Source organism: Streptomyces sp. G-G2 (assembly GCF_030063135.1).
Lineage (GTDB): Bacteria > Actinomycetota > Actinomycetes > Streptomycetales > Streptomycetaceae > Streptomyces.
Map to the genome: position 1 here is coordinate 1 of NZ_JASISO010000011.1, position 22516 is coordinate 22516.

Annotated in this window: 18 protein-coding genes and 2 pseudogenes; 9 read left to right on the forward strand and 11 right to left on the reverse strand. The window is 73.1% G+C overall.

The features are described from left to right. Window positions 1-52 precede the first annotated feature (52 nt). On the reverse strand, window positions 53-1312 hold the full coding sequence (locus tag QMF80_RS11255) for a flavin-containing monooxygenase (protein WP_283452164.1): 1260 nt from the start codon (window positions 1310-1312) through the stop codon (window positions 53-55). A 180-nt stretch (window positions 1313-1492) separates the two neighbouring features. On the opposite strand from QMF80_RS11255, the gene QMF80_RS11260 reads away from it, so the two are divergent. From QMF80_RS11260 to QMF80_RS11270, 3 genes are all read left to right on the forward strand, one after another. Continuing rightward, a complete protein-coding gene (locus QMF80_RS11260) occupies window positions 1493-1945 on the forward strand; it encodes a DoxX family protein (RefSeq protein ID WP_283452166.1) in 453 nt (150 codons plus the stop codon). 98 nt (window positions 1946-2043) lie between these two features. Then, window positions 2044-2469, forward strand: coding sequence for a Zn-ribbon domain-containing OB-fold protein (locus QMF80_RS11265; RefSeq protein WP_283452439.1), 426 nt, complete (start codon window positions 2044-2046; stop codon window positions 2467-2469). A gap of 135 nt (window positions 2470-2604) precedes the next feature. After that, entirely contained in the window at window positions 2605-4524 is a 1920-nt protein-coding gene (locus tag QMF80_RS11270; RefSeq protein ID WP_283452168.1) for a serine/threonine-protein kinase, read from the forward strand. A gap of 106 nt (window positions 4525-4630) precedes the next feature. On the opposite strand, the gene QMF80_RS11275 is transcribed toward QMF80_RS11270, so the two are convergent. The 5 genes from QMF80_RS11275 to QMF80_RS11300 all read right to left on the reverse strand — a co-directional run bounded on the left by QMF80_RS11275 (window position 4631) and on the right by QMF80_RS11300 (window position 8662). Further along, window positions 4631-5221, reverse strand: coding sequence for a TetR/AcrR family transcriptional regulator (locus QMF80_RS11275; RefSeq protein ID WP_283452170.1), 591 nt, complete (start codon window positions 5219-5221; stop codon window positions 4631-4633). After that, the gene (locus QMF80_RS11280; RefSeq protein ID WP_283452172.1) at window positions 5221-5592 is read right to left on the reverse strand and encodes a DUF1304 domain-containing protein; all 372 of its coding nucleotides are present in this window, start codon (window positions 5590-5592) and stop codon (window positions 5221-5223) included. The genes QMF80_RS11275 and QMF80_RS11280 overlap by 1 nt, the downstream gene beginning before the upstream one ends. A 130-nt stretch (window positions 5593-5722) precedes the next feature. Continuing rightward, a complete protein-coding gene (locus QMF80_RS11285; protein ID WP_283452174.1) occupies window positions 5723-6433 on the reverse strand; it encodes a pyridoxine/pyridoxamine 5'-phosphate oxidase in 711 nt (236 codons plus the stop codon). Continuing rightward, window positions 6430-6807, reverse strand: coding sequence for a hypothetical protein (locus tag QMF80_RS11290; protein ID WP_283452452.1), 378 nt, complete (start codon window positions 6805-6807; stop codon window positions 6430-6432). Before QMF80_RS11290 ends, QMF80_RS11285 begins: the two co-directional genes overlap by 4 nt. A gap of 622 nt (window positions 6808-7429) precedes the next feature. Next, window positions 7430-8662: a thiolase C-terminal domain-containing protein gene (locus tag QMF80_RS11300; RefSeq protein ID WP_283452176.1), complete on the reverse strand. Its 1233-nt coding sequence runs from the start codon at window positions 8660-8662 to the stop codon at window positions 7430-7432. 123 nt (window positions 8663-8785) lie between these two features. Between QMF80_RS11300 and QMF80_RS11305 the strand changes: the two genes are divergently transcribed. Then, window positions 8786-10000, forward strand: a complete 1215-nt coding sequence (locus QMF80_RS11305; protein ID WP_283452177.1) for an acyl-CoA dehydrogenase family protein — start codon at window positions 8786-8788, stop codon at window positions 9998-10000. Further along, window positions 10000-10473, forward strand: coding sequence for a nitroreductase family deazaflavin-dependent oxidoreductase (locus QMF80_RS11310; protein WP_283452179.1), 474 nt, complete (start codon window positions 10000-10002; stop codon window positions 10471-10473). The genes QMF80_RS11305 and QMF80_RS11310 overlap by 1 nt, the downstream gene beginning before the upstream one ends. A gap of 125 nt (window positions 10474-10598) precedes the next feature. On the opposite strand, the gene QMF80_RS11315 is transcribed toward QMF80_RS11310, so the two are convergent. Next, complete coding sequence (locus QMF80_RS11315) at window positions 10599-11246, reverse strand: TetR family transcriptional regulator (RefSeq protein WP_283452181.1); 648 nt, start codon at window positions 11244-11246, stop codon at window positions 10599-10601. A gap of 365 nt (window positions 11247-11611) precedes the next feature. Here QMF80_RS11315 and kbpA point away from each other — a divergent pair, with 365 nt between their 5' ends. From kbpA to QMF80_RS11330, 3 genes are all read left to right on the forward strand, one after another. Next, a complete protein-coding gene (gene kbpA, locus QMF80_RS11320) occupies window positions 11612-12388 on the forward strand; it encodes an AfsK-binding protein KbpA (protein ID WP_283452183.1) in 777 nt (258 codons plus the stop codon). Window positions 12389-12598: 210 nt separating this feature from the next. Beyond that, window positions 12599-15103 carry a protein serine/threonine kinase AfsK gene (gene afsK / locus QMF80_RS11325; protein WP_283452185.1) on the forward strand — a complete coding sequence of 835 codons (2505 nt, stop codon included), beginning with the start codon at window positions 12599-12601 and terminating at the stop codon, window positions 15101-15103. Window positions 15104-15171: 68 nt separating this feature from the next. Next, on the forward strand, window positions 15172-15666 hold the full coding sequence (locus QMF80_RS11330) for a peptidylprolyl isomerase (protein ID WP_283452186.1): 495 nt from the start codon (window positions 15172-15174) through the stop codon (window positions 15664-15666). Between the two features lie 95 nt (window positions 15667-15761). Here QMF80_RS11330 and QMF80_RS11335 read toward each other — a convergent pair whose 3' ends face one another. The 4 genes and pseudogenes from QMF80_RS11335 to QMF80_RS11350 form a co-directional block, all read right to left on the reverse strand. Continuing rightward, a complete protein-coding gene (locus QMF80_RS11335; protein WP_283452188.1) occupies window positions 15762-16133 on the reverse strand; it encodes a DUF6193 family natural product biosynthesis protein in 372 nt (123 codons plus the stop codon). Between the two features lie 573 nt (window positions 16134-16706). After that, a pseudogene (locus QMF80_RS38280) lies at window positions 16707-17988 on the reverse strand (RHS repeat-associated core domain-containing protein); the annotation flags it as partial. An 897-nt stretch (window positions 17989-18885) separates the two neighbouring features. After that, a pseudogene (locus QMF80_RS38285) lies at window positions 18886-20454 on the reverse strand (DUF6531 domain-containing protein); the annotation flags it as partial. A 658-nt stretch (window positions 20455-21112) separates the two neighbouring features. After that, window positions 21113-21631, reverse strand: coding sequence for a hypothetical protein (locus QMF80_RS11350; RefSeq protein ID WP_283452192.1), 519 nt, complete (start codon window positions 21629-21631; stop codon window positions 21113-21115). A gap of 375 nt (window positions 21632-22006) precedes the next feature. Between QMF80_RS11350 and QMF80_RS11355 the strand changes: the two genes are divergently transcribed. Next, entirely contained in the window at window positions 22007-22474 is a 468-nt protein-coding gene (locus QMF80_RS11355; RefSeq protein WP_283452194.1) for a hypothetical protein, read from the forward strand. The last annotated feature ends 42 nt before the right edge of the window (window positions 22475-22516 follow it).

The following is a 22516-nucleotide window of genomic DNA, read 5'->3' on the forward strand; positions in this document are numbered from 1 at the left end:
GGGTGGGGTGGGGTGGGGGTGGGGGGAGGCGTGCGGGCTGTGGGAGGGGGGTCTAGGGGCGGTGCGAGAGGCCTCGGGGGAGCGCCTTGGCTATCTTCCGCGCGTCCAGAGCCAGTTCACGCAGCATTCCGCTGATCGGGTTCGTGAAACCGGTGAAATACAGCCCCGGGGCCGAGGCGGCGGTACGGCCGCCCCGCGCGAGGGGGCGGCCGCGCTCGTCGAGTACGCCGAGGTGTCCGACCAGGCCCTCCAGGGCGCGGCGGTAGCCGGTGGCCGCGATCACCACGTCCGGGGTGATCCGGGAGCCGTCCGCGAGGACCACCTCGGCTCCGGCGAAGGACTCGACCGCCGCGACCGGCAGCACCGCACCCGCCCGGACCGCGTCGATCAGCCCGACGTCCTGCACCGGGATCGCGCCCTCGCGGACCCGGCTGTAGAGGCCGGTGGCGGGGCGGGGGAGACCGTACGCCGACAGGTCCGGGACGGAGGCCTTGGCGACGAGGGCGCCGAGCCGGTCCACCAGGCGCACGGGCAGGCGGCGGACCAGGATGCCGGTGCGCTGGGCGGGCCAGCCCGCCGTGGAGCGGCGTACCAGGTGGGGCGCGGTGCGGACGGCCAGGCGGACGCTCGCCGCGCCGCCCTCGGTGAGGTCCACGGCGATCTCGGCGCCGGTGTTGCCGACGCCGACGACGAGGACGTCGAGGCCGGCGAAGGGAGCGGGGGAGCGGTAGTCGCCCGCGTGCAGCAGCCGCCCGGTGTACGTGTCCCGGCCCGGCCAGTCGGGGAGCGCGGGGGAGTGGTTGAAGCCGGTGGCGACGACCACGGCGGCGGCGGCGAGTTCCCGGCCGCCGCTGGCGTGCAGGGTCCAGCCGGGGAGTTGGCCGGATACGGACTCCGCGACGGCTCCTCCAGGGGCCCCGGCGTCGGCCGCGCCGGTGCCCGCGGTGGCGGCTCCCGGGCCGGCGCCGCGGTCGACGCGGGTGACCTCGACGCCGGTGATCAGTTCCAGCTCGTGGTGCTCGGCGTACCGCTCCAGGTAGCGCACGAGGTCGTCGCGGGACACCCAGCGCCCGTACCGGCGCGGGATGCGCAGCCCCGGGAGGGCGGAGAGGCGCCGGGTGGTGTGCAGGTGGAGGCGGTCGTAGTGGCCCCGCCAGGAGGAGCCGACCCCGTCGGACTTCTCGATCACCACGGCGCGGACGCCCCGGGCGCGCAGGGCGGCGGCCACGGCGAGGCCACCCGGGCCGCCGCCGATCACGTACACGGGGCGGGGCTGGGTGGTCATGTCGGGCTGTGCGGGCGCTCCAGGCATGAGGTGTGAGCGTATCGGCGTGCGGCGGCGGTGGGTCTCGGACGAGGAGGGAATCGGTTGCGGATCGATCACGGGCGGGGGCCGCGCGCCGCGGGGCGCGTCCGGGGCCTTGCGGGAAGCGGCCGGATCCGGTGAACTGACGTACCGTCAGATTGTTTGTGGAGGGTGGAGGGCTGCCGTATGCAGAGCGTCTGGCTCGGTGGGGCCGAATGGCTGGCCGTGCTCCGGATCGGCCTCGGCCTGTGGTGGCTGGAGAGCTGGCGGCACAAGGACAAGAAGGGCTGGTTCGAGCGCGGCACGGGCATCGCGTGGGCGGCGGACGTCGCGGGCAAGCACCGGTGGGCGTTCGTCAAGGGCGGCTTCGACACGGTGGTCCGGCCCCGGCCGAAGCTGATGGCGTACATCGTCGTCTACGCCGAACTCGCCCTGGGCCTGGGCCTGGTGGCCGGGTTCCTCACGCCGGTCGCGCTGATCGGCGGGCTGCTGCTGAACCTGCTGTATCTGGTGCTGATGATCCACGACTGGGCCGAGCAGGGGCAGAACGCCATGATGGCGCTCGTCTCGTTCATCGCGCTGGTCACGATGAGCTGGCAGGTCTGGTCTCTCGACGCGGCGATGGGACTGTTCCTGTGAGCGGCGCGGCGCGAGTGAACTCAGGGGCGAAGGCGGGAGCGGGGGCGACTCCGGCGGGCGCCGGTACCGGTACCGGCGCGGGTGCGCCCCGGTTCGACCTGCCCGAGGTCGACGACTTCACCCGGCCCTACTGGGACGCGGCGGCCGACGGGCGGCTGCTGCTGCGCCACTGCGCCGACTGCGGGCGGGCGCACCACTACCCGCGCGAGTTCTGCCCGCACTGCTGGGCGGGCGAGGACCGGGTCGTGTGGCAGGACGCGAGCGGGCGGGCGACGCTCTACACCTGGTCCGTGGTGTACCGCAACGACCTGCCGCCCTTCGGCGGCCGGGTCCCGTACGTCGCCGCCGTGGTCGACCTCGCCGAAGGGCCCCGGATGATGACCGAGGTCGTCGACTGCGCGGCCGGGGAGCTGCGCGTCGGGATGCCGCTGGAGCTGGCCTTCCGGGTGGAGGGCGGCGGCCCGGAGGGAGCGGGAGCCGGTGCGGTCGCGGTGGCGGTGTTCCGCCCGGCGCCCGCTGGCTGAGTACGTGCCGGGCCCGCCGGGAGTGCGTGTGGGGTGAATGAACTGTCCTGCGGGTGGCGGGTCTTGGGGTGTTGGCCGGTCGGACCCCTCAGGTAGGTTTCAGAAAACTGATTTCCACATCTTGACGGGGCTGACGTGTTAGAGCTGAGCGGGAGCGGGGCCGGGCCGCTGGAAGCGGAGGACCCGCGGTGGATCGGTGCGATTCCGCTGGTGGGCAGGCTCGGGGCGGGCGGAATGGGCCGGGTCTACCTCGGGGTGCACGAGGGCCGGTACGTCGCCGTCAAGCAGCTGCTGGCCTCCGTCGTCGGGGAGGACGAGGACTTCGTACGCCGCTTCGGGCACGAACTGGACAACCTCGCCCGGCTGCCCGAAGAGGCCACCGCCCCGCTGCTGGCCAGCGACCGCACCGCCCGGCCCCCGTGGTTCGCCACCGCCTACATCCCCGGGCTGACCCTGGCCAAGGCCGTCGAACTGTACGGCGGCCCGCTGCCCGGGGACGCGCTGTGGGCGCTGCTGCGGGAGGCGGCGAAGGGGCTGGCGTCGGTGCACGGGCTCGGGATGGTGCACCGGGACCTGAAGCCCTCCAACGTCATGCTGACCCTGGACGGGCTGACCCTCATCGACTTCGGCATCGCCCGGGCCGCCGAGCAGAGCCAGCTGACCAGGACGGGCATGGTGGTGGGCACCCCCGCCTACATGGCGCCCGAGCAGGCCTCCGGGAAGCGACAGGTCAGCGGCGCCACGGACGTGTTCGCGCTGGGTTCGGTCCTCGCGTACGCCGCGTCCGGCCAGCCGCCCTTCGGCGACGAGTCCGGGCACGGGGTGCTGTACCGGATCGTCCACGAGGAACCGGAACTGGAGCCGCTGCGGGAGCTGGACCCCGAACTCGCCGAGCTGGTCGAGGCCTGCCTCGACAAGGATCCCGAGGGCCGTCCCACCGCCGCCGAACTCCAGGAGCACGCCGAACGCCGGGGGCCGGCCGCCGACCCGCTGTGGCCGGGCGTGATCACCGAGCGGCTGCGGGAGCGGGCCGCCTTCGGCGCGGACGTGCGGCCGGTCGACGTGGCGACCCTCCCGCTCCTCGCCCGTGAACCGTCCGGAGCGGCCGGGGGCGGTGGCGCCGCGGCGCCGGACGCGGAGGCGGGGCCCGGCGCGGAGCGGGAGCCCGGGGCGAAGGCCGGTACGCTGCCCGACGCCGAAGCCGTGCCCGTGCCCGTCCCGGTGCCCGTGTCCGTGTCCGTCAAGGGGGTCGAGGCGCCCCGTCGGCGGCGGGCGCGGGCGCTGCTCGCCGTGATCCCCGTCGTCGTGGTCGCGGGCGGTACGACCCTGGCCATCCAGCACCTGCCGTACACGTCCTCACCGCAGGCCGGGGCCCAGAGCGGCCCGTCGGCCGGGGCTTCGGCGCCGGGGACCGGCGGGAGCGCGCCGTCGGCTCCGACGACCGTGACCGGCGCGGCCGGCGCCGCCACCGCCGGCCAGGGTTCGCCGGGGCCCGGCCAGCCTCCGGCCCAGGGCGGCCAGGTGGCCGCGGGCGCGCCCGTCGGCGGCCCGGGAGGCGGGTCCAACCCCGCGGGCGGTACCCCGAACGGCGCGGTCGGCGGCTCCGCGAACGGCGGGAACGCGGGCGGTGCCACCAGCCCCCAACCGCCCGGCGGCGGGGCGTCCACCGCTCCCGTCCCGGCGCCCAAGCCCGCCGATTCCGGCACGTACCGCTTCCGCAACGGCAACAACAGCCGGTGCGTCACCCAGGTCTTCGGCGCCGCCGACTTCGGCGACTGCGCCGACTCCACGGCGCGGTGGACCGTACGGAGCCGCACCGACGGCAGCTACAAGCTCGTCAACCAGGAGACCGGCCAGTGCCTGTACTCCAACGGCCTCGGCCAGGCCGTCTTCGTGGGCGACTGCTCCCAGGACGGCGGCAGGCTGTGGCGTACGGGTTCCGGCGGCAGCCTGCGCAGCGACTACGGCGGCGGCTGCCTCGACCTGGGCATGAGCAGCGGCCTGAACACCAGCTCGTGCGACGGGGACGCGTCGCAGCGCTGGACCCGGCAGTGACGCGGTAGCCGCGGGCGGCGGTCCGGGGCTCAGGGGCTGGGCTCGGGGGCTGGGATCAGGGGCTGGGCTCAAGTGCCGTGGCCAGGGGCCGGGTTCCGGGGCCTGTTCAGGAACCGGGCGGCCGGGGCGCGCCGTGGCGGTGGAGGACGATCAGCAGGCGCCACACGTCGGTCGCCACGGCGTGCGGGGGGCCGGTCAGCAGGCCGTGCACCCAGTCCGCCAGTACTCCGGTGAAGGTGGCCGCGACGGCGGAGGCGATCAGTTCCGGGGCCGCGCCGCCCGCCGCCGTACGTTCCGCCAGGCTGCGCGCCCGCAGTTCCCGGTGCAGCGTGTCGCCCAGCGGGCCGCCGCCCCCGGGGTGCAGCAGGACGCGGTAGAGGTCGCCGCGCGGCGCGCCCGCCACGCCGTCGAAGAAGGCGGTCAGCGCGGGCGGCGGGGCCCCCGGGTCGGGGACCCCGCGCCAGGAGTGCAGGGCCTCGACCGCGTCCCGTACGGTCTCGGCGCACGCGTCCACCGCCAGGTCCGGTACGTCGGTGTAGTGCAGGTAGAACGTGGCCCGCGCGACCCCGGCCCGGCGGACCAGCATCGCCACCGAGATCTCCCGCAGCGGGCGCTCCGCGCACTCCGCGAGCAGCGCCTCGTGCAGCCGCTCCCGGGTCCGGGCGGTCCGGGGGTCGCCGCCGGGGCGCGGGCTCATCAGGCCGCCTGCCCGGCGACCAGTACGGCGGCCAGCGCGAGGGCGCCGGGCAGCGCCTGGGCGAGCAGGATCCGGCGGTTGGCGGTGAGCCCGCCGTACACCCCGGCGATGACCACGCAGGCGAGGAAGAACACCTGCGCGCGGTAGCCGGTGGGGTCGGCGGCGATCAGGCCCCAGACCAGCCCGGCGGCGAGGAAGCCGTTGTAGAGGCCCTGGTTGGCGGCGAGCGGGGCGGTGGCCTTGGCCATGGCGGCGTCGAACCCGGACAGACCGCGGCCCGGGGCGCGCTCCCAGAGGAACATCTCCAGCACCAGGATGTAGGCGTGCAGCAGGGCCACGAGCCCGACGAGTACGTGCGCGAGCGTGTGCATGGAGCGGCCCCTTGTGAGTCGGCGAACTAGTGGACAGGTGTCCAGAGTAAATGGACAGCTGTCCATTCGTCTACTGGGATGCCCTACCGGATGCCATGGCTGAGTGGCCGGGCCGAATGGCCGGGCGGTATCAGGGCCAGAGCAGCTCGCGCGCCCAGCCACCCTCAGGCGTCCGGCGATACCGCAGCCGGACGTGGCGGCGCCGCTCGTCACCCTGGAAGAACTCGACCTCGTCGGGCGCGAGGACGTACCGCGTCCAGGTCGGCGCCGCGGCGCCCGGCTCCGCCGCGGCCCGCTCCCAGGCCGCCGCCGACGCGCGCGCCAGCTCGACGGCCGAGCCGAGCACCTCGCTCTGGCGCCCGGTGAGCGCCGCGGCGAGGGCGCCGCGCGAGCGAACGGAGAGGTCCGCGCGGCTCTCGGCGGCGCCCGCCGCGGTCACCCGGCCGCGGATGCGGACCTGGCGGGCGACGGTGGGCCAGTAGAAGCCGAGAGCGGCCTCGGGGCGGGCGGCGAGCTGACGGCCCTTGGCGCTGGTGGAGTGGGAGGCGAAGTGCCATCCGTCGCCGTCCGCGTCGTGCAGCATCAGCGTCCGCAGGTCGGGGCGGCCGTCCGCGTCGGCGGTGGCCAGGGTCATGGTGTGCGGCTCGATCTGGCCCGCCCGGGCGGCGTGCGTGAACCACGAACGGAAGAGCGGCACCGGGTCGGCGGGCGCGGACTCCGGATCGAAGGAGGGGAGTTCGGTGTCCCAGACCCGCAGGGAGCGCAGGGTCTCGGTGAACTCGTCCGTGGGGCCGGTGGCGGCGGGCTGCTGCTCGGCGGCGGGCTGGTTCTCGGTGGTCATTCCCCTATCGGAACACGCTCGTCGAGGTGGGTGACGAGGTACCGGGTGCCGGGCGCGGCAGCGGCGTACCAGCTCCAGTCGGCCGGGACGTGCAGGACTTCCCCGGGCCGCAGCCGGAACCGGCAGTGCGGGACGGTGCGCGCGGGCGTGAGGTGCCAGACCGTGGTGCCCGCCGTCTGGTGCAGGAGCAGGTCCCCGGCCGCGCGCCCCGTGAGCGGGGGACCGTCCGCCGCCGGGGTCGCGGCGGCCTCCGTCCGTACCCGCAGGCCGGTCAGGTGTGCCAGGCCGTCGGCCAGGGCGCTGAGGTCGGACGCGCGGGCCGCGGGACCGTAGGCCGGGTGGTCGTGTTCGGGCCACAGCACGCCGGGCGCCACGTGTGCATGCTCGGTCCTCTGTCCTTCGCTCGTTGCTTTTTGCTCGTGTGCGGTACTCCAACGATGCGGCCCACGGGCGCCGCTGGGCCATTCGCGGGAATCCGGTCCCAGGTTCTCGGGACTTGCGCGGTCGCGGTTCGTCGGGGCGTGCCTCGCGGCGTGGAAGGAGCGTGCCTCGCGGGGCGGAAGGGGCGCGGGGGCTACGGCGTGCCCCAGCAGCCCCCGGGTGGCCGCGGCCACGCCCGCCTGGAAGCGGCTCGCGGCGTCGAGCTCCTCCATGATGTCGGCGACGTGGCGGCGCGCCGTCCGCCCGCGAGGGCCGAACCGGCCCACAGAGTCCATCTTGTTGGTGTCTGCGGTGTTCTGCTGACAAGAAGAACTTTGCCGGGACGGTGGAATCCTCAAAAGAAACGGCATCCGGGTCCCAGGCCCACGTGTCCCAGGCCCACGTGTCACGCGGCCTCGTTCCCCGGCCACGGGCAGGCCCCGCAGGCCTCCCAGGCCTCGCAGGCCCCCCGCGCGGCAGGCCCCCGCAGGGCGCGCCGCGGCATGCGAAAGCCCCGGTCCGCGCGCTGTCCGCGCGGGCCGGGGCCCCTTGGCCGCCGCCGGGTTCGCCCCCGGCTCACCGCCCGAGGATCACCGTCCCCGAGGAGCAGAACCAGCCGCCCGTGCCCGAGGCGAGGGCGACCTCCGGGAGCCGTCCGCCCGCCTTGCGGACCTGGCCCTCTCCCGCCTCGCCGCGCAGCTGGCGGACGGCCTCGACGAGCAGGAACAGCCCCCGCATGCCGGGGTGGCAGGCCGAGAGGCCGCCGCCGTCGGTGTTGACCGGGAGTTCGCCGTCCCGCAGCAGGCGGCCCTTCTCCACGAACGCCCCGCCCTCTCCCTTCGCGCAGAAGCCGAGGTCCTCCAGGGTGACCAGGGTCATGTAGGTGAAGGCGTCGTACAGCTCGGCGACGTCCACGTCCCCGGGGGTCAACCCGGCCCGCTGGAAGGCCAGTCGGCCCGAGACGGCGGCGGGGGAGACGGTGAAGTCGTCCCACTCGGACATCGTGGTGTGCGAGACGGCCGTGCCGGTGCCCAGGACCCACACCGGCGCCTTCGCGGTGTCGGGTACGAGGTCCTCCGCCACCAGCAGTACCGCGCAGCCGCCGTCCGAGCGGATGCAGCAGTGCAGCTTGGTGAAGGGGTCCGCGATCATGTCGCCGGACAGCACCTCGTCGACGGTGATCGGGTCGCGGAACATCGCGTCGGGGTTGGTCGCGGCGTTGGCGCGCGCCTGGACGGCCACCGAGGCCAGCTGCTCCAGGGTGGTCCCGTACTCGTGCATGTGGCGCCGGGCCGCCATCGCGTACTTGGCGACCAGCGTGTGCCCGTACGGCACCTCGAACTGGAGGGGTCCGCGGGCGCCGAAGGAGAGGTTCGAGGTGCGCCGCCGGGCCTTGATGTCGGCGCGGGCGGTCGATCCGTAGACGAGGAGCACGGCGTTCGCGTGGCCCGCGGCGATGGCGTCGGCCGCGTGGGCCGCCATCACCTCCCAGGTGGAGCCGCCGACCGAGGTGGAGTCCACCCAGGTGGGGCGCAGGCCCAGGTATTCGGCGACCTCGACCGGTGCCAGGGTGCCCAGCCCGGCCGAGGCGAAGCCGTCGATGACCGAGCGGTCGAGCCCGGAGTCGGCGAGGGCGCGGCGCGCGGCCTGGGCGTGCAGGGCGTAGGGGGTGGGGCCGTCGACCCGTCCGCAGTCCGAGAGGGCGACGCCGGCGACCGCGACCCGGCGGCGGGGAGCGGCCAGGGCAGCGGGGCCCCGTGCGGGTCCGGGCGTGGGGCGGGGCGTGGGACGGGGCGTGGGTCCAGGCATGGAGCGACGGTACATCTGACGGGACGTCAGTTTCTAGTGGGTGATGCGGTTGCCGCCCCTCTGTGCATCTGCCTCCCCCCGGCCTAATATGACGGCCCGTCAGATCTGGGGAGGAGCCCGACGATGGACGCCGCCTTCACCGCGGAGCAGGAAGAGATACGCCGCACCCTGCGCGAAATCCTGGGCAAACGCTGCGGTCCGGACGAGGTCAAGGCCGCCGTACGGACCGACGCCGGATACGACCCGGAGCTGTGGCAGCAGCTCGCCCGGCAGCTCGGGCTGCCCGGACTCGCCGTCGCCGAGGAGTACGGGGGCGTCGGCTGCGTCCCCGCCGACCTGGCCCTCGCCTGCGAGGAGACCGGGCGGGCCCTGCTGCCCTCGCCCCTGCTGGCCACCGCCGTGCTCGCCGCGCCGTTGGTCACCGCCCTCGGCAGCCCGGCCCAGCGCTCCGCCCTGCTGCCCCCGCTCGCCGCGGGCACCCTCACCGCCGCCCTCGCCGTCCCGGGCGCCGCGCTGTCCACCGCCCTCGGGCTGACCGCCGACAACGTCGCGGGCGAGTGGGCGGGCGGCGGCCGGGCCGGGGGTGTGCAGGCCCGGCGCCCCGAGGGGGAGGAGGGCTGGCGGCTGTACGGGGAGGCCGCCCAGGTCCTCGACGGCCACAGCGCGGGCCTGCTGCTGGTCGCCGCCCACGCGGGGGGCTTCGCGCGCAGCCGCGCGCTGCTGTTCCTCGTGCGGGGGGACGCGCCCGGGCTCGTACGGTCGAGGCAGGCCGCCCTGGACGAGACCCGGCCGCAGGCCCGCGTCCAACTGCGCGACACCCCGGCTGAGTTGCTCGGGGGGCGGGAGGACGCCGACGTCGCCGGGGCGCTCGCCGCCACCGGGCGCGGCGCCGCCGCCGTACTGGCCGCCGAGGCGGTCGGCGCGGCCGAGCAGGCCCTCGTACGCACCGTGGACTACGTACGCCAGCGCGAGCAGTTCGGCCGCGCCATCGGGTCGTTCCAGGCGGTCAAGCACCGCCTGGCCGACCTGTACGTCCGGGTCCAGGCGGCCAGGTCGGCCGCCTACTACGCCGCCTGGGACCCGGAGCAGGGGGGCCTCGCGCTCGCCCAGGCCCTGGAGGCGCTGCGCGTGACCTCGGGTGAGGCGATCCAGTTGCACGGAGGGATCGGCTTCACCTGGGAACACGACGCACACCTGTACTTCAAGCGCGCCGCGGCCGACGAACTGCTCTTCGGGCCGGTCCACCGGCTGCGCGCGCACGCCGCCGACCGGGCCGGACTGTTCGCCGGGCCGGACCGGTCCCCCCGTGACGAGCGTGTGGAAAGGGTGGCCGTCTGATGGCTCTCGGCGTGAAGCTGATGCAGAAGGTCTCCTCGACCGTGCTGTTCGCCAAGATCGCACCGCACTTCATCCCCGCCATGGACAAGGCGGTGCACCGGCTCACCCGCGGCAAGGTCATTCTCAGCGCCCAGATGCTGCCCGGTGTGATCCTCACCGCGAAGGGCGCCAAGAGCGGCGAACCGCGCACCACACCGCTCGCGTGCATGCCGGAGCGGGACGGCGCGAGCTGGATTCTGATCGGGTCGAACTTCGGCCGCCCCGGCCATCCGGCCTGGACGGGGAACCTGATCAAACACCCGGACGCCGACGTCAGCTGGAAGGGCCAGGACATCGCGGTACGGGCCCGGCTGCTCCAGGGTGAGGAGCGCGCGGCGGCGTGGCAGGCGGCACTGAAGTTCTGGCCGCCGTACGCGGCGTACCAGGCGCGCATCGAGCGCGAGATCCGGCTGTTCCGGCTGGAGCGTCGCTGATCGGGCCGGAAGGGGTGCGGTACGTGCGGGAGCAGTAGGAGAGGAAGGGGAGGGGGGAGGGGGCGGGAGCGGGAGCGGGAATCGGCGGGAGGCCGCCGGGGCGGCGGACCCCTGGGGGTCCGCCGCTACTTGGTGGGCTTCTTGCCGGTGATGCCGAGGTGCACGAGCAGCGCCAGGTTCGGCTTCAGTTCGGCCTGCTTCACGCCCCAGGTCTGGAAGCCCTTCTGGTGCGAGGCCACCGCGGCGAGCATCGCGACCAGGGAACCGGCCATCGCGGCAGGGCTGACGTCCTTGTCGACCTTGCCCTTCGCCTGGAGCTCCTTCACCGATTCGGTGAGGGAGTTGGTGACCGAGTTGAGGATCTTCATGCGGATCTTGTAGAAGCGCTTGTCGCCCTCGGCCGCGCCGAGGTCGACGACCCGCAGGATCGCGTCGTTGCGCCGCCAGAAGTCCAGGAAGCCCTCGACGAGTTCCTCGGCGGCGGCCCAGCCGGCTTTGCCGACCCAGGCCCGGCCCTCGACGAGCGCGGTCAACTGCGCGCCGTCATTGGCCATTTCCTCGGCGATCTCCAGGACGGCGCCTTCGACGTCCGGGAAGTACTGGTAGAAGGTCGCGGGGGAGGTGCCGGCCTTGCGGGCGACGTCGATCACCTTGACGTCGCGGTACGGCGAGGAGCTGAGCATCTCGCTGAGGCAGTCGAGCAGCTTCTGCCGCGTCGCCTGGCCGCGCCGACCGGCCACGCGGCCGTCGACGGTGCGTACTTGTCCTGTCATGCCGTCAGCTTACCGAGGGGTGATCGGCGCGCGATTCGGCCGCCTGCAAATGGGGTTACGGGGTACCTGGCCTGCGGGTACGCCGCCCGGGGGGCGGAATCCGGCCGCACCCGCGCGCTGACGGGCCGCGAGGGGGCCGCGGGCGGGCCGGGGGCGGGCCGCGAGTCGGCCGCGGGCGGGCGGCGGGCGGGTCCAGTCGGCGCGGAGGGGTTGCGGCGTGTCCCCCGAATAGTCTTATCAACAGGCTGTGGACAAGTAATCGGGCGGATCATGGCCAGGAGGGCACACTCACGCATGCCGTACGAGACCGTATGTGATCGTACGAGACCGCATGAGACCGGATGAAAGCGGAAGGAAGAGGGCCCATGGCCGCATTCTCAGAGGGCACCCCCTGCTGGGTGGACGCCTCCCTTCCGGACGTGGAGGCGGGCAAGCGCTTCTACGGGCAACTCTTCGGGTGGACCTTCGCGGGCGGCGCGGGCCCCGAGTACGGCCACTACACGCAGGCCTACAGCCAGGGCCGCAACGTCGCCGCCCTCGCCCCCAAGCCCGACGGCCGCATGCCCACCGTCTGGAGCGTCTACCTCTACACCGTCGACGCCTACGCGGCCGCCGCCCGGATCCGCGCCACGGGCGGCCAGCTGGTGATGGATCCGATGCCCGTGGGCCCGTACGGCACGGCGGCGCTCGCCGCCGACCCCGGCGGTGCGGTCTTCGGGCTCTGGCAGCCCGGCACCCACCACGGCTTCGAGGCCCAGCAGGAGCCGAACTCGTACTGCTGGAGCGAGGTGTACACCCGGGCCCGGGACGCCGTGGACGTCTTCTACGCCGACGTCTTCGGCTACGTCGCCCAGGACCAGGAGGACGCGGGCACCGACTACCGCACCTGGTCCCCGCCCGGCAGCGCGCCCGGCCCGGCCACCGCCGTCCTCGGCCGCAGCCTGATCACCGGTGCCTTCCCGGAGGTCATGCCCGCGCACTTCCTGGTCTATTTCGCCGTCGAGGACTGCGATACGGCCGCCCTTTCCGTACGCCGCCTCGGCGGTCGGATCACGGCGGATCCCTTCGATACGCCGTACGGACGCATCGCGGTCGTCACCGACGACCAGGGCGCCGTCTTCGGTCTCCTCGCACGGGCCTGACGCGACTCCGCGGCGGCCGGCCGCCCCCCGGATGTGACCCGGTCGTGGCCCGAGTCGCGGCGGAGCCAGGGCCCGGACCCGGCGCGGGCCTGACAGAATCGGCTGAGCGCGACTCCGGGGCGGCGCCCGGGAGTGAGACGCTGCACGGGGCCGGTGGGCGCCCCGGCTGAAACGGGCCGTCGACGGTCCGTACGGGGAGGTGTGGGGCGAGTGGTGGAACAGCTGACGCAGCACGACCCGAGACGGATCGGCCCCTTCGAGGTGCTGGGACGGCTCGGCGCAGGCGGCATGGGGCTGGTCTATCTCGCACGGTCGGCGTCCGGACGCAGGGTCGCGATCAAGACGGTGCGCACCGAACTCGCCGAGGACCAGCTCTTCCGGGTGCGTTTCACCCGCGAGGTCGAGGCCGCACGGGCCGTGTCCGGTTTCTACACCGCCGCCGTGGTCGACGCCGATCCGCGCGCCGCCGTGCCGTGGCTGGCCACCGCCTACGTTCCGGCGCCCTCCCTGGAGGAGATCGTCCACGAGTGCGGGCCGATGCCCGCCCAGGCCGTGCGGTGGCTCGCCGCCGGGATCGCCGAGGCGCTCCAGTCCATCCACGGGGCGGGCCTGGTCCACCGCGACCTGAAGCCCTCGAACGTGCTGGTGGTCGAGGACGGGCCGCGCGTGATCGACTTCGGCATCGCGAGCGGGGTTTCCAACACCCGGCTGACCATGACGAACGTCGCCGTCGGCACCCCCGCCTACATGTCCCCGGAGCAGGCCAAGGACTCGCGCAGTGTCAAGGGCGCCAGCGACGTCTTCTCGCTCGGCTCCACCCTGGTCTTCGCCGCCACCGGGCACCCGCCCTACCACGGGGCCAACCCGGTGGAGACGGTGTTCATGCTGCTGCGCGAGGGCCCCAACCTGGACGGGCTGCCGGACGAGCTGCGGCCGCTGATCGACTCGTGCATGCAGATGGACGCCACGCAGCGGCCGACCCCGGCCGACCTCCAGGCGCAGCTGGCCCCGCACCTGTTCGCGGTGGGCGAGGTCGGCGACGACAGCGGTACGGCTTCGGCCTGGCTGCCCACGCGGGCGGTCGCGATGATCGAGAACCGCCGGGCGGTGGGGCACCGTACGCCGGGCTCCGGCGCGGGAGCGGCTCGCGAGCGCGGCGGGGCCGCGGGTGGCGCGGCGCGTGTCCCCGGACCGGGAGCCGGGCCGGGAGCCGCTCCCGGCGTCGGACCGGGTGCCGGTCCGGGTGCCGGGCCCGCCACGCACCGGCGCGGCAGGCCGCAGACCCCGCCGCGCGGCTCCGACCCCTGGGCCGACCCCCGTACCGGGCAGGCCCCGCCGCCGCGCCCGCAGCACCCGCCGATGGCCCCGCTGCCGGGCGAGCCGGTGCGCCTGGGCGGGTCCCCGGTGCCGATCGGCCCCGGCCCCCGGGTCTCCGTGGGCGCTCTGGCCGGGCAGTCGGGCGCCGACTCGGCGACGGGCTGGATCCGGCCGCCCGGCGGCTCCGCGCCCACCGGGCTCGCCGCCGCCCCGGGCGGCCTGCCCGCCACCGCGGGGGTCCCGCGCCCCGGCGCGGCCCCCGACAGCGGCCGGTGGCGCCCGTGGCGCTTCCGCATGTCCAACGAGGTCTGGGGCACCCCGACGGTCGCGGGCGACCTGCTGTACGTCACCTCCTTCGAGGTCCACGCCCTGGACGTGGCGAGCGGCCGCCGCCAGTTCAAGACCCGGGACGTCGCCTGGTCCATGGCCGTCTCCGACGGCCGCATCCACGCCTCCGACGGCCCCTCCCTCTACGCGCTGGACGCCACCGAGGGCGCCGAGCGCTGGCGCCTGTCCACCGACTCGTGGGTGTACGCGCTGCGCGCCGACCGGGGCACCGTCGTCACCGCCACGCGCGGCGGCGGCGTACAGGCCTGGGAGGCCGCCAACGGCCAGAAGCTGTGGGAGCTGACCGGCGCCCAGACCGACTTCGAGACCGCGGAGGCGGCTCCCGCGCTGCACGACGGCACGGTGTACGTCTGGCAGGACGCGCGGCTGCGCGCGCTGGACGCCCGTACCGGCAGGGAGGCCTGGTCCTACCCGGTGGGCGACGCGGCGTCCTGCGGGAACGTCCCCGTCCGGGTCACCCCGGCCGCCGACGGCAACGTGTACGTCACCGCGGGCTCCCGGGTGCTGTCGGTGGACCGCGCCTCGGGCCGGGTCCGCTGGCACTTCGAGGCCCCGGCGGTCTTCACGGCGCCGCCCGCCTTCGCGCCGGGTCCGGCGGTGACCGGCGGCGGCGTGTACCTGGTCGACTACCTCGGCACGGTGTACGCCCTCGACGCGACCACCGGCGCGGACCGCTGGCGGATCGCCACCGAGCCCCGCCAGTCCCCGGACCCGGTGATCGTCGCCCACGGCAACGTCCACCTGGGCGCGGGCAGCGCGCTGTACACCCTGGACGCGGTCACCGGCACCCCGAAGTGGCGCTTCGCGGCGGGCGGCGAGATCACCGGCTCCCCGGCGGTCGCGGACGGCCGGGTCCACTTCGGTTCGGCCGACCACTGCCTCTACACCCTGGACGCGGCGGGCGGCCAGCTCCGCTGGAAGCTGGCCACGGGCGGCGAGATCACCGGCTCGCCGGTGGCGGAGGCGGGCGTGGTGTACGCGTGCAGCAAGGACCGCTGCGTGTACGCCCTGGACGCGGCGAAGGGGACCGGCACGCGCACGGGCGCCTGACCTGCACGGGTGAGGCGCCGCGGCCCCGCCGGGTCGCGCGGCGCACCGGGAGTGACAGGATGGACCCCATGAGCAACGTTTACTTCGACATCAACATCGACGGCCAGGCCGCCGGCCGCATCGTCTTCAACCTCTTCGACGAGGTCGTCCCGAACACGGCCAAGAACTTCCGCGAGCTGGCCACCGGCCAGCACGGCTTCGGCTACGCGGGCTCGCCGTTCCACCGCGTCATCCCGCAGTTCATGCTGCAGGGCGGCGACTTCACGAACCAGAACGGCACCGGCGGCAAGAGCATCTACGGCGAGAAGTTCGCCGACGAGAACTTCACGCTGAAGCACGACCGCCCGTTCCTGCTGTCGATGGCGAACGCCGGCCGCAACACCAACGGCTCGCAGTTCTTCATCACGACGGTCCTGACCCCGTGGCTCGACGGCAAGCACGTCGTCTTCGGCGAGGTCGTCGAGGGCAGCGAGCTGGTCCAGAAGATCGAGTCCCTGGGCTCCCAGTCGGGCGCCACCCGCTCCAAGATCGAGATCGCCGCCTCCGGCGTCGTCGAGAAGTAGTCCCGAGTCCCCCGGGGTCTCACCCCAGGCACGCCGGCCCCGCCCCCTTCAGGGGGCGGGGCCGGCGCCGTTCCGGGCTGTTCCCGCTCAGAACGTCAGAGATCGTCCGGAGTGCCGTCGACGGCGGGCCCGCAGCCGTCGGGGAGGCTGGCCGCGATCAGCTCCATCGACTCCTGCAGGGTCTCCGTCACGCCGAGGAGCGTGTTGTCGGACTGGCGACGCACCCGGTAGCCGCCCGCGGCCTGCGGAAACATGGTTCCGACGTCGTGGGTCCAGGGGTATCGCGTGCACCGGCTCAGATACAGGATCCCGTGGCTGACCATGGGAAACAGCTCCCTCAGTCTTGGATGCGCGTACGCGGCCCGAGGCACGGCAGGGTCCACGAGGTCCTCGCCGTAGCCCAGGACGCTCTCCCACTCGGCGGCCACAATGGCAGCGGCGTCCTGGGGCGTCTCATCAGTAGTCATACGGTGATGTCACTTCCGCTTCACGGTGGCTGGCAATTGAATTTCGGGAATGTCCGGCTTGGGTACGTGGACTCTCTCGTTGTTCGAGTACCAGTGGATCTCTTCCCATGGCCGTCCGGAACGCAAGTCCTCCGGTTCTCCGTCCATGGCGTCCATTTCATACTTGCGCACGTTCAACGCGACGATGTTCATCTCCCAGGCCGTTCCGTTACCACGCCGGGGGTAGTTGTCCTCGTGCAGAGTGTTGAACGGTGCGCCGTTCCTTGCGGCTGTCTGGAAAGCGTCCACGATGCTTTCAGGCGTGTTCCAGTTGCCCACTTCACCACGGCTGTTCGGCATGCCGTCGAGAGTGATCGACAGAGTGGTGCCACGGTCCCCGACGGCAGCCATGACGTTCGTCATCCATACCGGGCCGCCCGATTCCTCGGCAGAGTAGTCAGGCCCGTTGTACGTGTGCGCGCCGGGGTCTCCATTGGCCCGCAGGTGCCTGGCGAGATTTTCCGACTGGTGGTGGGGAGAGACGTCCACGCCCAACGCCACACTGTGCTTGTGTTCCCCGCTCTTCCTGTGCGGGCACATTTCCAGACCCAGAGGGTCGATCCATGTCGTCGGGTTGTCGACGTAGGCGACAGGGTTGGGTGCCGGGGTCAGACCGAGGGGGTCGGCAGAGACGTACCGGCCTGTGGCCGGGTCGTAATGGCGGTGACGGTTGTAGTGGAGTTCCGATTCCGGGTCGAAGTACTGGCCTGGGAAACGAAGGGGCGTGTAGGCCGTCGCGTCGCGGTTCCAGGTGGTGATGCCCCATAGGGTCGCTCGGGTGTGCCAGGCGACGTCGCCGTTCTCGTCGACGAGTTCCCGAGGTGCACCGACGAGGTCGGTGACGATCGCGAAGAAGCGACTGTCGACCTCGGTCTGGCCGAGGAGACGGCGTTCGGTCTGGGCGACGGGCTTGACGCCGTCGTGGTCCCAGGTGAGAGCGATGCCGAGGGGGGAGCCGGGGGTGCGGGTCACTTGCTCGCACAGGGTGTCGCCGTCCCAGGTGAAGTCCGTCTGCTCCGCGATGCCCTGTCCGTCCGGTGACATGCGCTGCTTGGCGATACGCCGCCCCAGCGCGTCGTACACATAGCGCCAGCACGTGCCGTCCGGGGTGGTGACCGAGACCAGCCGGTCCTCGGCGTCCCAGCCGTAGCGCCAGGTGTCCGGCTTGCGCGAGAGCCGCGCCTTCTGCCGCAGGACGACCCGGCCCTGTGCGTCGTGTTCGTAGCGGACGGACCCCGCGCGGGCTATGCGGGTGCCGGTGTACGTCCGGAGCCCGGCGGCATCGCCGGCCTCCGGCCAGGACGCCTCGGTCTGGTTGCCGGCCTCGTCGTAGGCGTACCGCTCGGTCCAGGTCCCGGCAGTGACGGCGGTGACCCGGCCCTCACGGGTCAGCTGGAACTGCTGGCGACCGGCGAGCTGGTCAACGATCGCCGTGATGTGCCCGTCCGGGCGGTAGGTGTACGAGCGCTGCTGGACGGACCGCTCTCCGGAGCCGCGTACCCGCTGGTCCGTGAGGCGGCCCGACTCGTCGTACGTGTGGTGGACGGTCAGGGTCTCGCCGATGCGGCGTGTGGTCTCGCGGCCCGCCTCGTCGAATTCGAAGACCAGCTGACGCCCTGATGAGTTGAGCAGCGCGGTGCTGCGGTCGACCGGGTAGGTCCATGCGCTCACCGCCCCCGTGGGGGGTCGTGCGGCGGATTCGGCGACCCGCCTCGTCGTAGGTGTGTGTGAGTTCGCGGCCGTTGCACAGCTCGACGACGGTCCGGCTCGCCTCGTCGCGCACGTATGCCAGGGCGGAGTCCGGGCCGACCGCTCGGGCGAGGCGGCCGGAGCCGTCGTAGGCGAAGTGGGTGAGTGCGCCCTCGATGTCCTTGACGAGAAGTCGGCCGCCCGGGTCGCGCTCGTAGCGGATGCTCTGCCCGAGGCCGTTGGTACGGCTGGCCAGTCGTCCAGCGGCGTCGTGGGTGTAGCTGAGGGTGCGGCCGTCGAAGTCCGTCTCCGACGTGACACGGCCGACCGCGTCGTACGCGTAGTCCCACGTCAGGCCGGCGGGGTTGGTCACCCGCACGATCCGCAGCTCCGTGTCGTGAGTGAAGTCGTGGCGCGAGCCGTCAGGCGCGATGCGGGCGGCGAGCAGGTCGAAGTGGGTGTACTCGAAGCGCGTTTCGCCGCCGATCGCATCCGTGTGGGTCAGACAGTTGCCTTCACCGTCGTAGGTCCAGGACTGTCGCGTGCCGTCCGGATCGGTACGGCGGGAGAGTGTCCCCTCGACGGTCCACTCGAGCCCGGTGACACGGCCATGCGGATCGGTGATGCGAGTGGGGCGGCCGAAGGCATCGCGCAGGTACCGGGTGACGGTGCCCTGGGGTCCGCGGATCGCGAGAGGCAGACCGGCGGGGTCGCATCGCAGCCGGTCCAGCGCGCCGAGTGAGTCGTCCACAGCCGTGAGGTGGCCCCGTGCATCGTGGGTGAGGCGGGTGATGGAGCCGTTGGGGCGCGTGAAGAGGGTCGGGTTGCCCCGGTCGTCGTACTCCTGGTGCGTGGTGCTGCCATCGGGGCCGGTGACGGAGACCAGCTGATGCTGTTCGTTGTATTCGGCTGTGGCCGTGCTGCCGTCCGGGTGCACCACCTGGGTGAGGTCGCCGCGTCCGTCGTACGTGAAGGTGGTGGTCCGGCCGAGCGCATCGGTGCGGGCGAGCAGTCGGTCGTACGGGTCCCAGAGCTGTTGGAAGGTGGCGCCGAGCGGGTTGGTCTCGGCGACGACCTGGAGGTGGTCGTTGAACCGGAAGACCGTTGCCGCGCCGGTAGAGTCGGTGTAGCGGGTGATCCCCGCAGTGGAGTCGTAGGCGAACGTGGACGAGAGGAACCCGTCCGGGCCGATCGTCTCGACGACCCGGCCGGTGGTGTCGTAGACGTACTGGAAGACGGAGCCGTTGCGGTCGGTCCAGGACGTGACCCTGGCGTCCTCGTCGTACGTCAGACGTTGGGACGAGCCGGAAGAGTTGGTGATCGAGTGGAGGTTGCCGCGCTCGTCGTAGCCGTACTCCAGGACGGCTACCGGCCCATCGGCCGTGCGCAGGGCGAGGGCGGAGATCCGCTGGCCGTGCGTGGTGAGCTGGACGGAGTAGCCGCCGCTGTGGGAGACGGAGACAGGGGCTCCGGCAGAGTCCCGGGCGAAGCCGATGATGTTGTCGTTGCGGTCCTCGATCGAGTCCAGCCAGTAGGCGGTCGACGCACGGTACGGGCTTCCCGTGAACGACCGGGTCAGACCGGTCCGGGGGTCGTTGACCGTGTACGTGGTCTCGTCGTCGTCCTGGCCACCGTGGGTCAGGGCCAGCCGCGGCCCTTCCAGGGGCAGGACAGGATCGCCGTCCGGCAGTGGGAGACGAGGATAGACGAGCAGAGAGCCGTCCTCACGGGCCCAGACCGCGCCGGGGCCATGCGGATCGGGTTCGATCCGCTCGTCGAGGGTGGAGGCCCAGCTGCGGCCGAACCACTGGCCGTAACGGTAGGCGGATAGATGCGTCCGTTTCAGGGCGAGCGTTAGCGTTCCGGGCAGGGTGAGGTCGGTCTGCGGCAAGGTCATCTCGCCGGTGACGACATCGATCGGGTCGTTCTCGCAGCGCTTCTTGTCGAGCGAGATGCCGTTGCGGCGGGGCTCGTCCTTGGCCTTGTGAAGTGCGTCGGGTTTGGTGCGGTCGCCCGGACGGCTTCTGTTGCCGCCGTCACCGCCGGGACCTTTGCCGCCGCCCTTGTCGTCGTGGGTGTCTTTGAGTTTCTGGCGGTTGATGCGGTCGCGGATGGCGTCGTCGTTGTTCTTGTGGTCGGTGGAGATCTGGTTGACGGCTTTGGGGAGGGTCTTGCCGACGTGGTCGCCCATGGACTTGGTGGCCTTGGTGAGCGCTGCCATGGCTTTGTCGGCGATGGGGTCGATGGCGCTGGCGATGGAGTCGCGGCCGCGGGTGCGGCCGTGGTGGGACTTGGCCTTGGTGAGCTTGGTGGTGGTCTTGCCGTGGATACCGGCGCTGACGTTGTTGCGCTGGGTGCCGGCGCGGGTGTGTTCGTCGTGGTCGATCTGGAGGTCGATCAGGCCGGATCCCTTGCCGCCGCCCGCGCCGCCGCCGCTTCCGCCGTCCGCGGAGGCGAGGTGCATGGCTTCCTTGCCGCTCTGGACGCCGCCGTCGAAGCCGTCCTGTCCGGCCTTCTTCGTCTGGTTCAGGTCGACGCCGTCCTGGAGGCCGATGGCCATCGCGCCGAGCTGGACGACGAGGTCGGCGGCCATCTCCTCCAGGGCGGCGACCGCGGGCTCGGTGAGGGCGGAGACGATGTAGCCGACGGCTTCCTCGACGCACTCCTTGATCAGGCGCTTGATGACTTCCCTGGGTGGCGCGCATCGCGCCCGCCCCGATGAGGGCGGAGAGGCCGCCTGTGACGGGGATCAGGGAGATGGCGATACCCGCTTCGGCGGCGAGGTAGCCGAGCTGGACGAGGGCGGCGAGCTTCATGGCCTCGACGGCACCTGCGGCGGTGTCCATGGCTGCGCCGATGGTGCGCGCGGCCCCGGCGATGTCCTTGAAGTGCTTGCCCTTGACGGTGTTCCAGTGGGCGTTGAGGGCCTCGATGGACTCGCCCTTGCCGGGGACAGGAGGCGCTCGAAGTGGTTGTTGGCGAGCTGCCCGTCGTCCTCGAGGTCGTCCGCGAACTCCCGCAGCGCGTCCGCCATGTCGCGGTACGCGTCCTCGTCGACATTCGGCCAGGGCACACCGATCAGGTCCAGCAGTGTGTCCGCCCAGTCCGGCACCGTGACTGACATGCCCCCGCTTTCCCCCGTATGCACACCTGTTCGCAGGGTGCGTGTGCGAATCAGCTTGCCATGAGGGGCTGACAGGGGGACCCGGGGGAGGGGGAGTTGGCGGGGTGCAGGCCGGAATGGGCAGCAGTTACGTGCGGTCCTCCGGTGGGGGCCAGGGTTCGTTCGCGGGTGTTACCGGTGGGGGTTCCGGGTGGGCGGGGGCGCGGGCGTCGCGGCGGCGCATGCGGGGGCGGCCGCGCATGACGGCCGCGGCCAGGATCAGGACGGCGCCGCCGACGAAGGCGGTCGCGACTCCCTCGCCGAGGCCCGTACCGTCGCCGCCGACCGAGAGGCCGCCCGCGGCCTGGCCCTGGCGGACCATCCACAGCACGGTGAAGCCGATGACGACGACGCCGGCGAGGCCCATGAGGGTGCGCGAGCGCAGCACGATCGCGACCAGGGTGAGCAGGGCGGCGAAGAGGAACGGCAGCAGGATCGAGCCCATGAGGGCGGATTTGCTGTCGGTGTTGATCCCGGAGCCGGTGAAGAGGTCGGAGACGCGGTAGTCGCGCCCGTGACGGCCGTCGTACCAGTCGCGGAACGGGCTCCAGACTGCGGCCGTCGCTCCGAGGAGGCCCATCAGGGCACCGATTGCGTTACGGATCAAGGTCCGGCCCTCCCGGGTATCGGAAGCAGGACGTGAACAAGACACGAGCGGGACGTGAGCGGGACGTCACTCCGACGCTACGCCGGGCGAGGGCGGCCCGCACGCCGGGCGGAGTCCGGCGCGGCGGGCCGATGCCGCCGCGGCCCCTGGGGCCGTGGGGTGCGAGGGGCGCGTGGGGAGGTGGTCGCTACGCCGGGCGACGGCGGCCCGCATGCCGGGCGGAGTGCGGCGCGGCGGGCCGAAGGTGTCGCGGGCCCGGGAGGTCGTGGGGTGTGAGGGGTGTGTGGGGGAGGCGCCCGCATTCCGGCGAGCGGGGGTCTTCGCGTCGCTCGGCTGGTACCGTGACGCGCCGTTGTCCTGGGGAGGGATCGAGCCATGCTGGCGCGTCGTATGAGGTTCGGGGTCGTGCTGGTCGCCGTGGTGCTGGCGCTGACCGGGTTCTCGTCCGGGAAGCACAAGAGCCGCAGCGGGGGCGGGTGCTCCAGCTCCAAGTCCACCACGCACCGGACGACGACCACCACCACCGGTGGCACTGGCAGCGGGAGTGGGCGCAGCGGTACGGCCACGCCCACGCCCAGTCCCAGCAAGTCCGGGCCGCCCGCCCACGGCGTCGTCGTCAGCTGTGCCGGGCCCACCTCGGCCGTCGCGACCGTCCGGGTGACCTCCGACGTCGACGTGACCCGTACGGTCACCGTCCCCGTGGTCTCCGACGGCGCCACCCATGACTACGGCTCCGCCACCGTCACCCTCAAGCCCCGCGAGACCCGCACCGTCACCGTGACGATGGGCGCCCCGGCCGACGCGTCGGCCGTCCGCACCTGCCGGGTCGGCACCATCTCCTAGCGCGGGCTTCAGTGCACGCCTCAGCGCACGCCTCAGCGCACG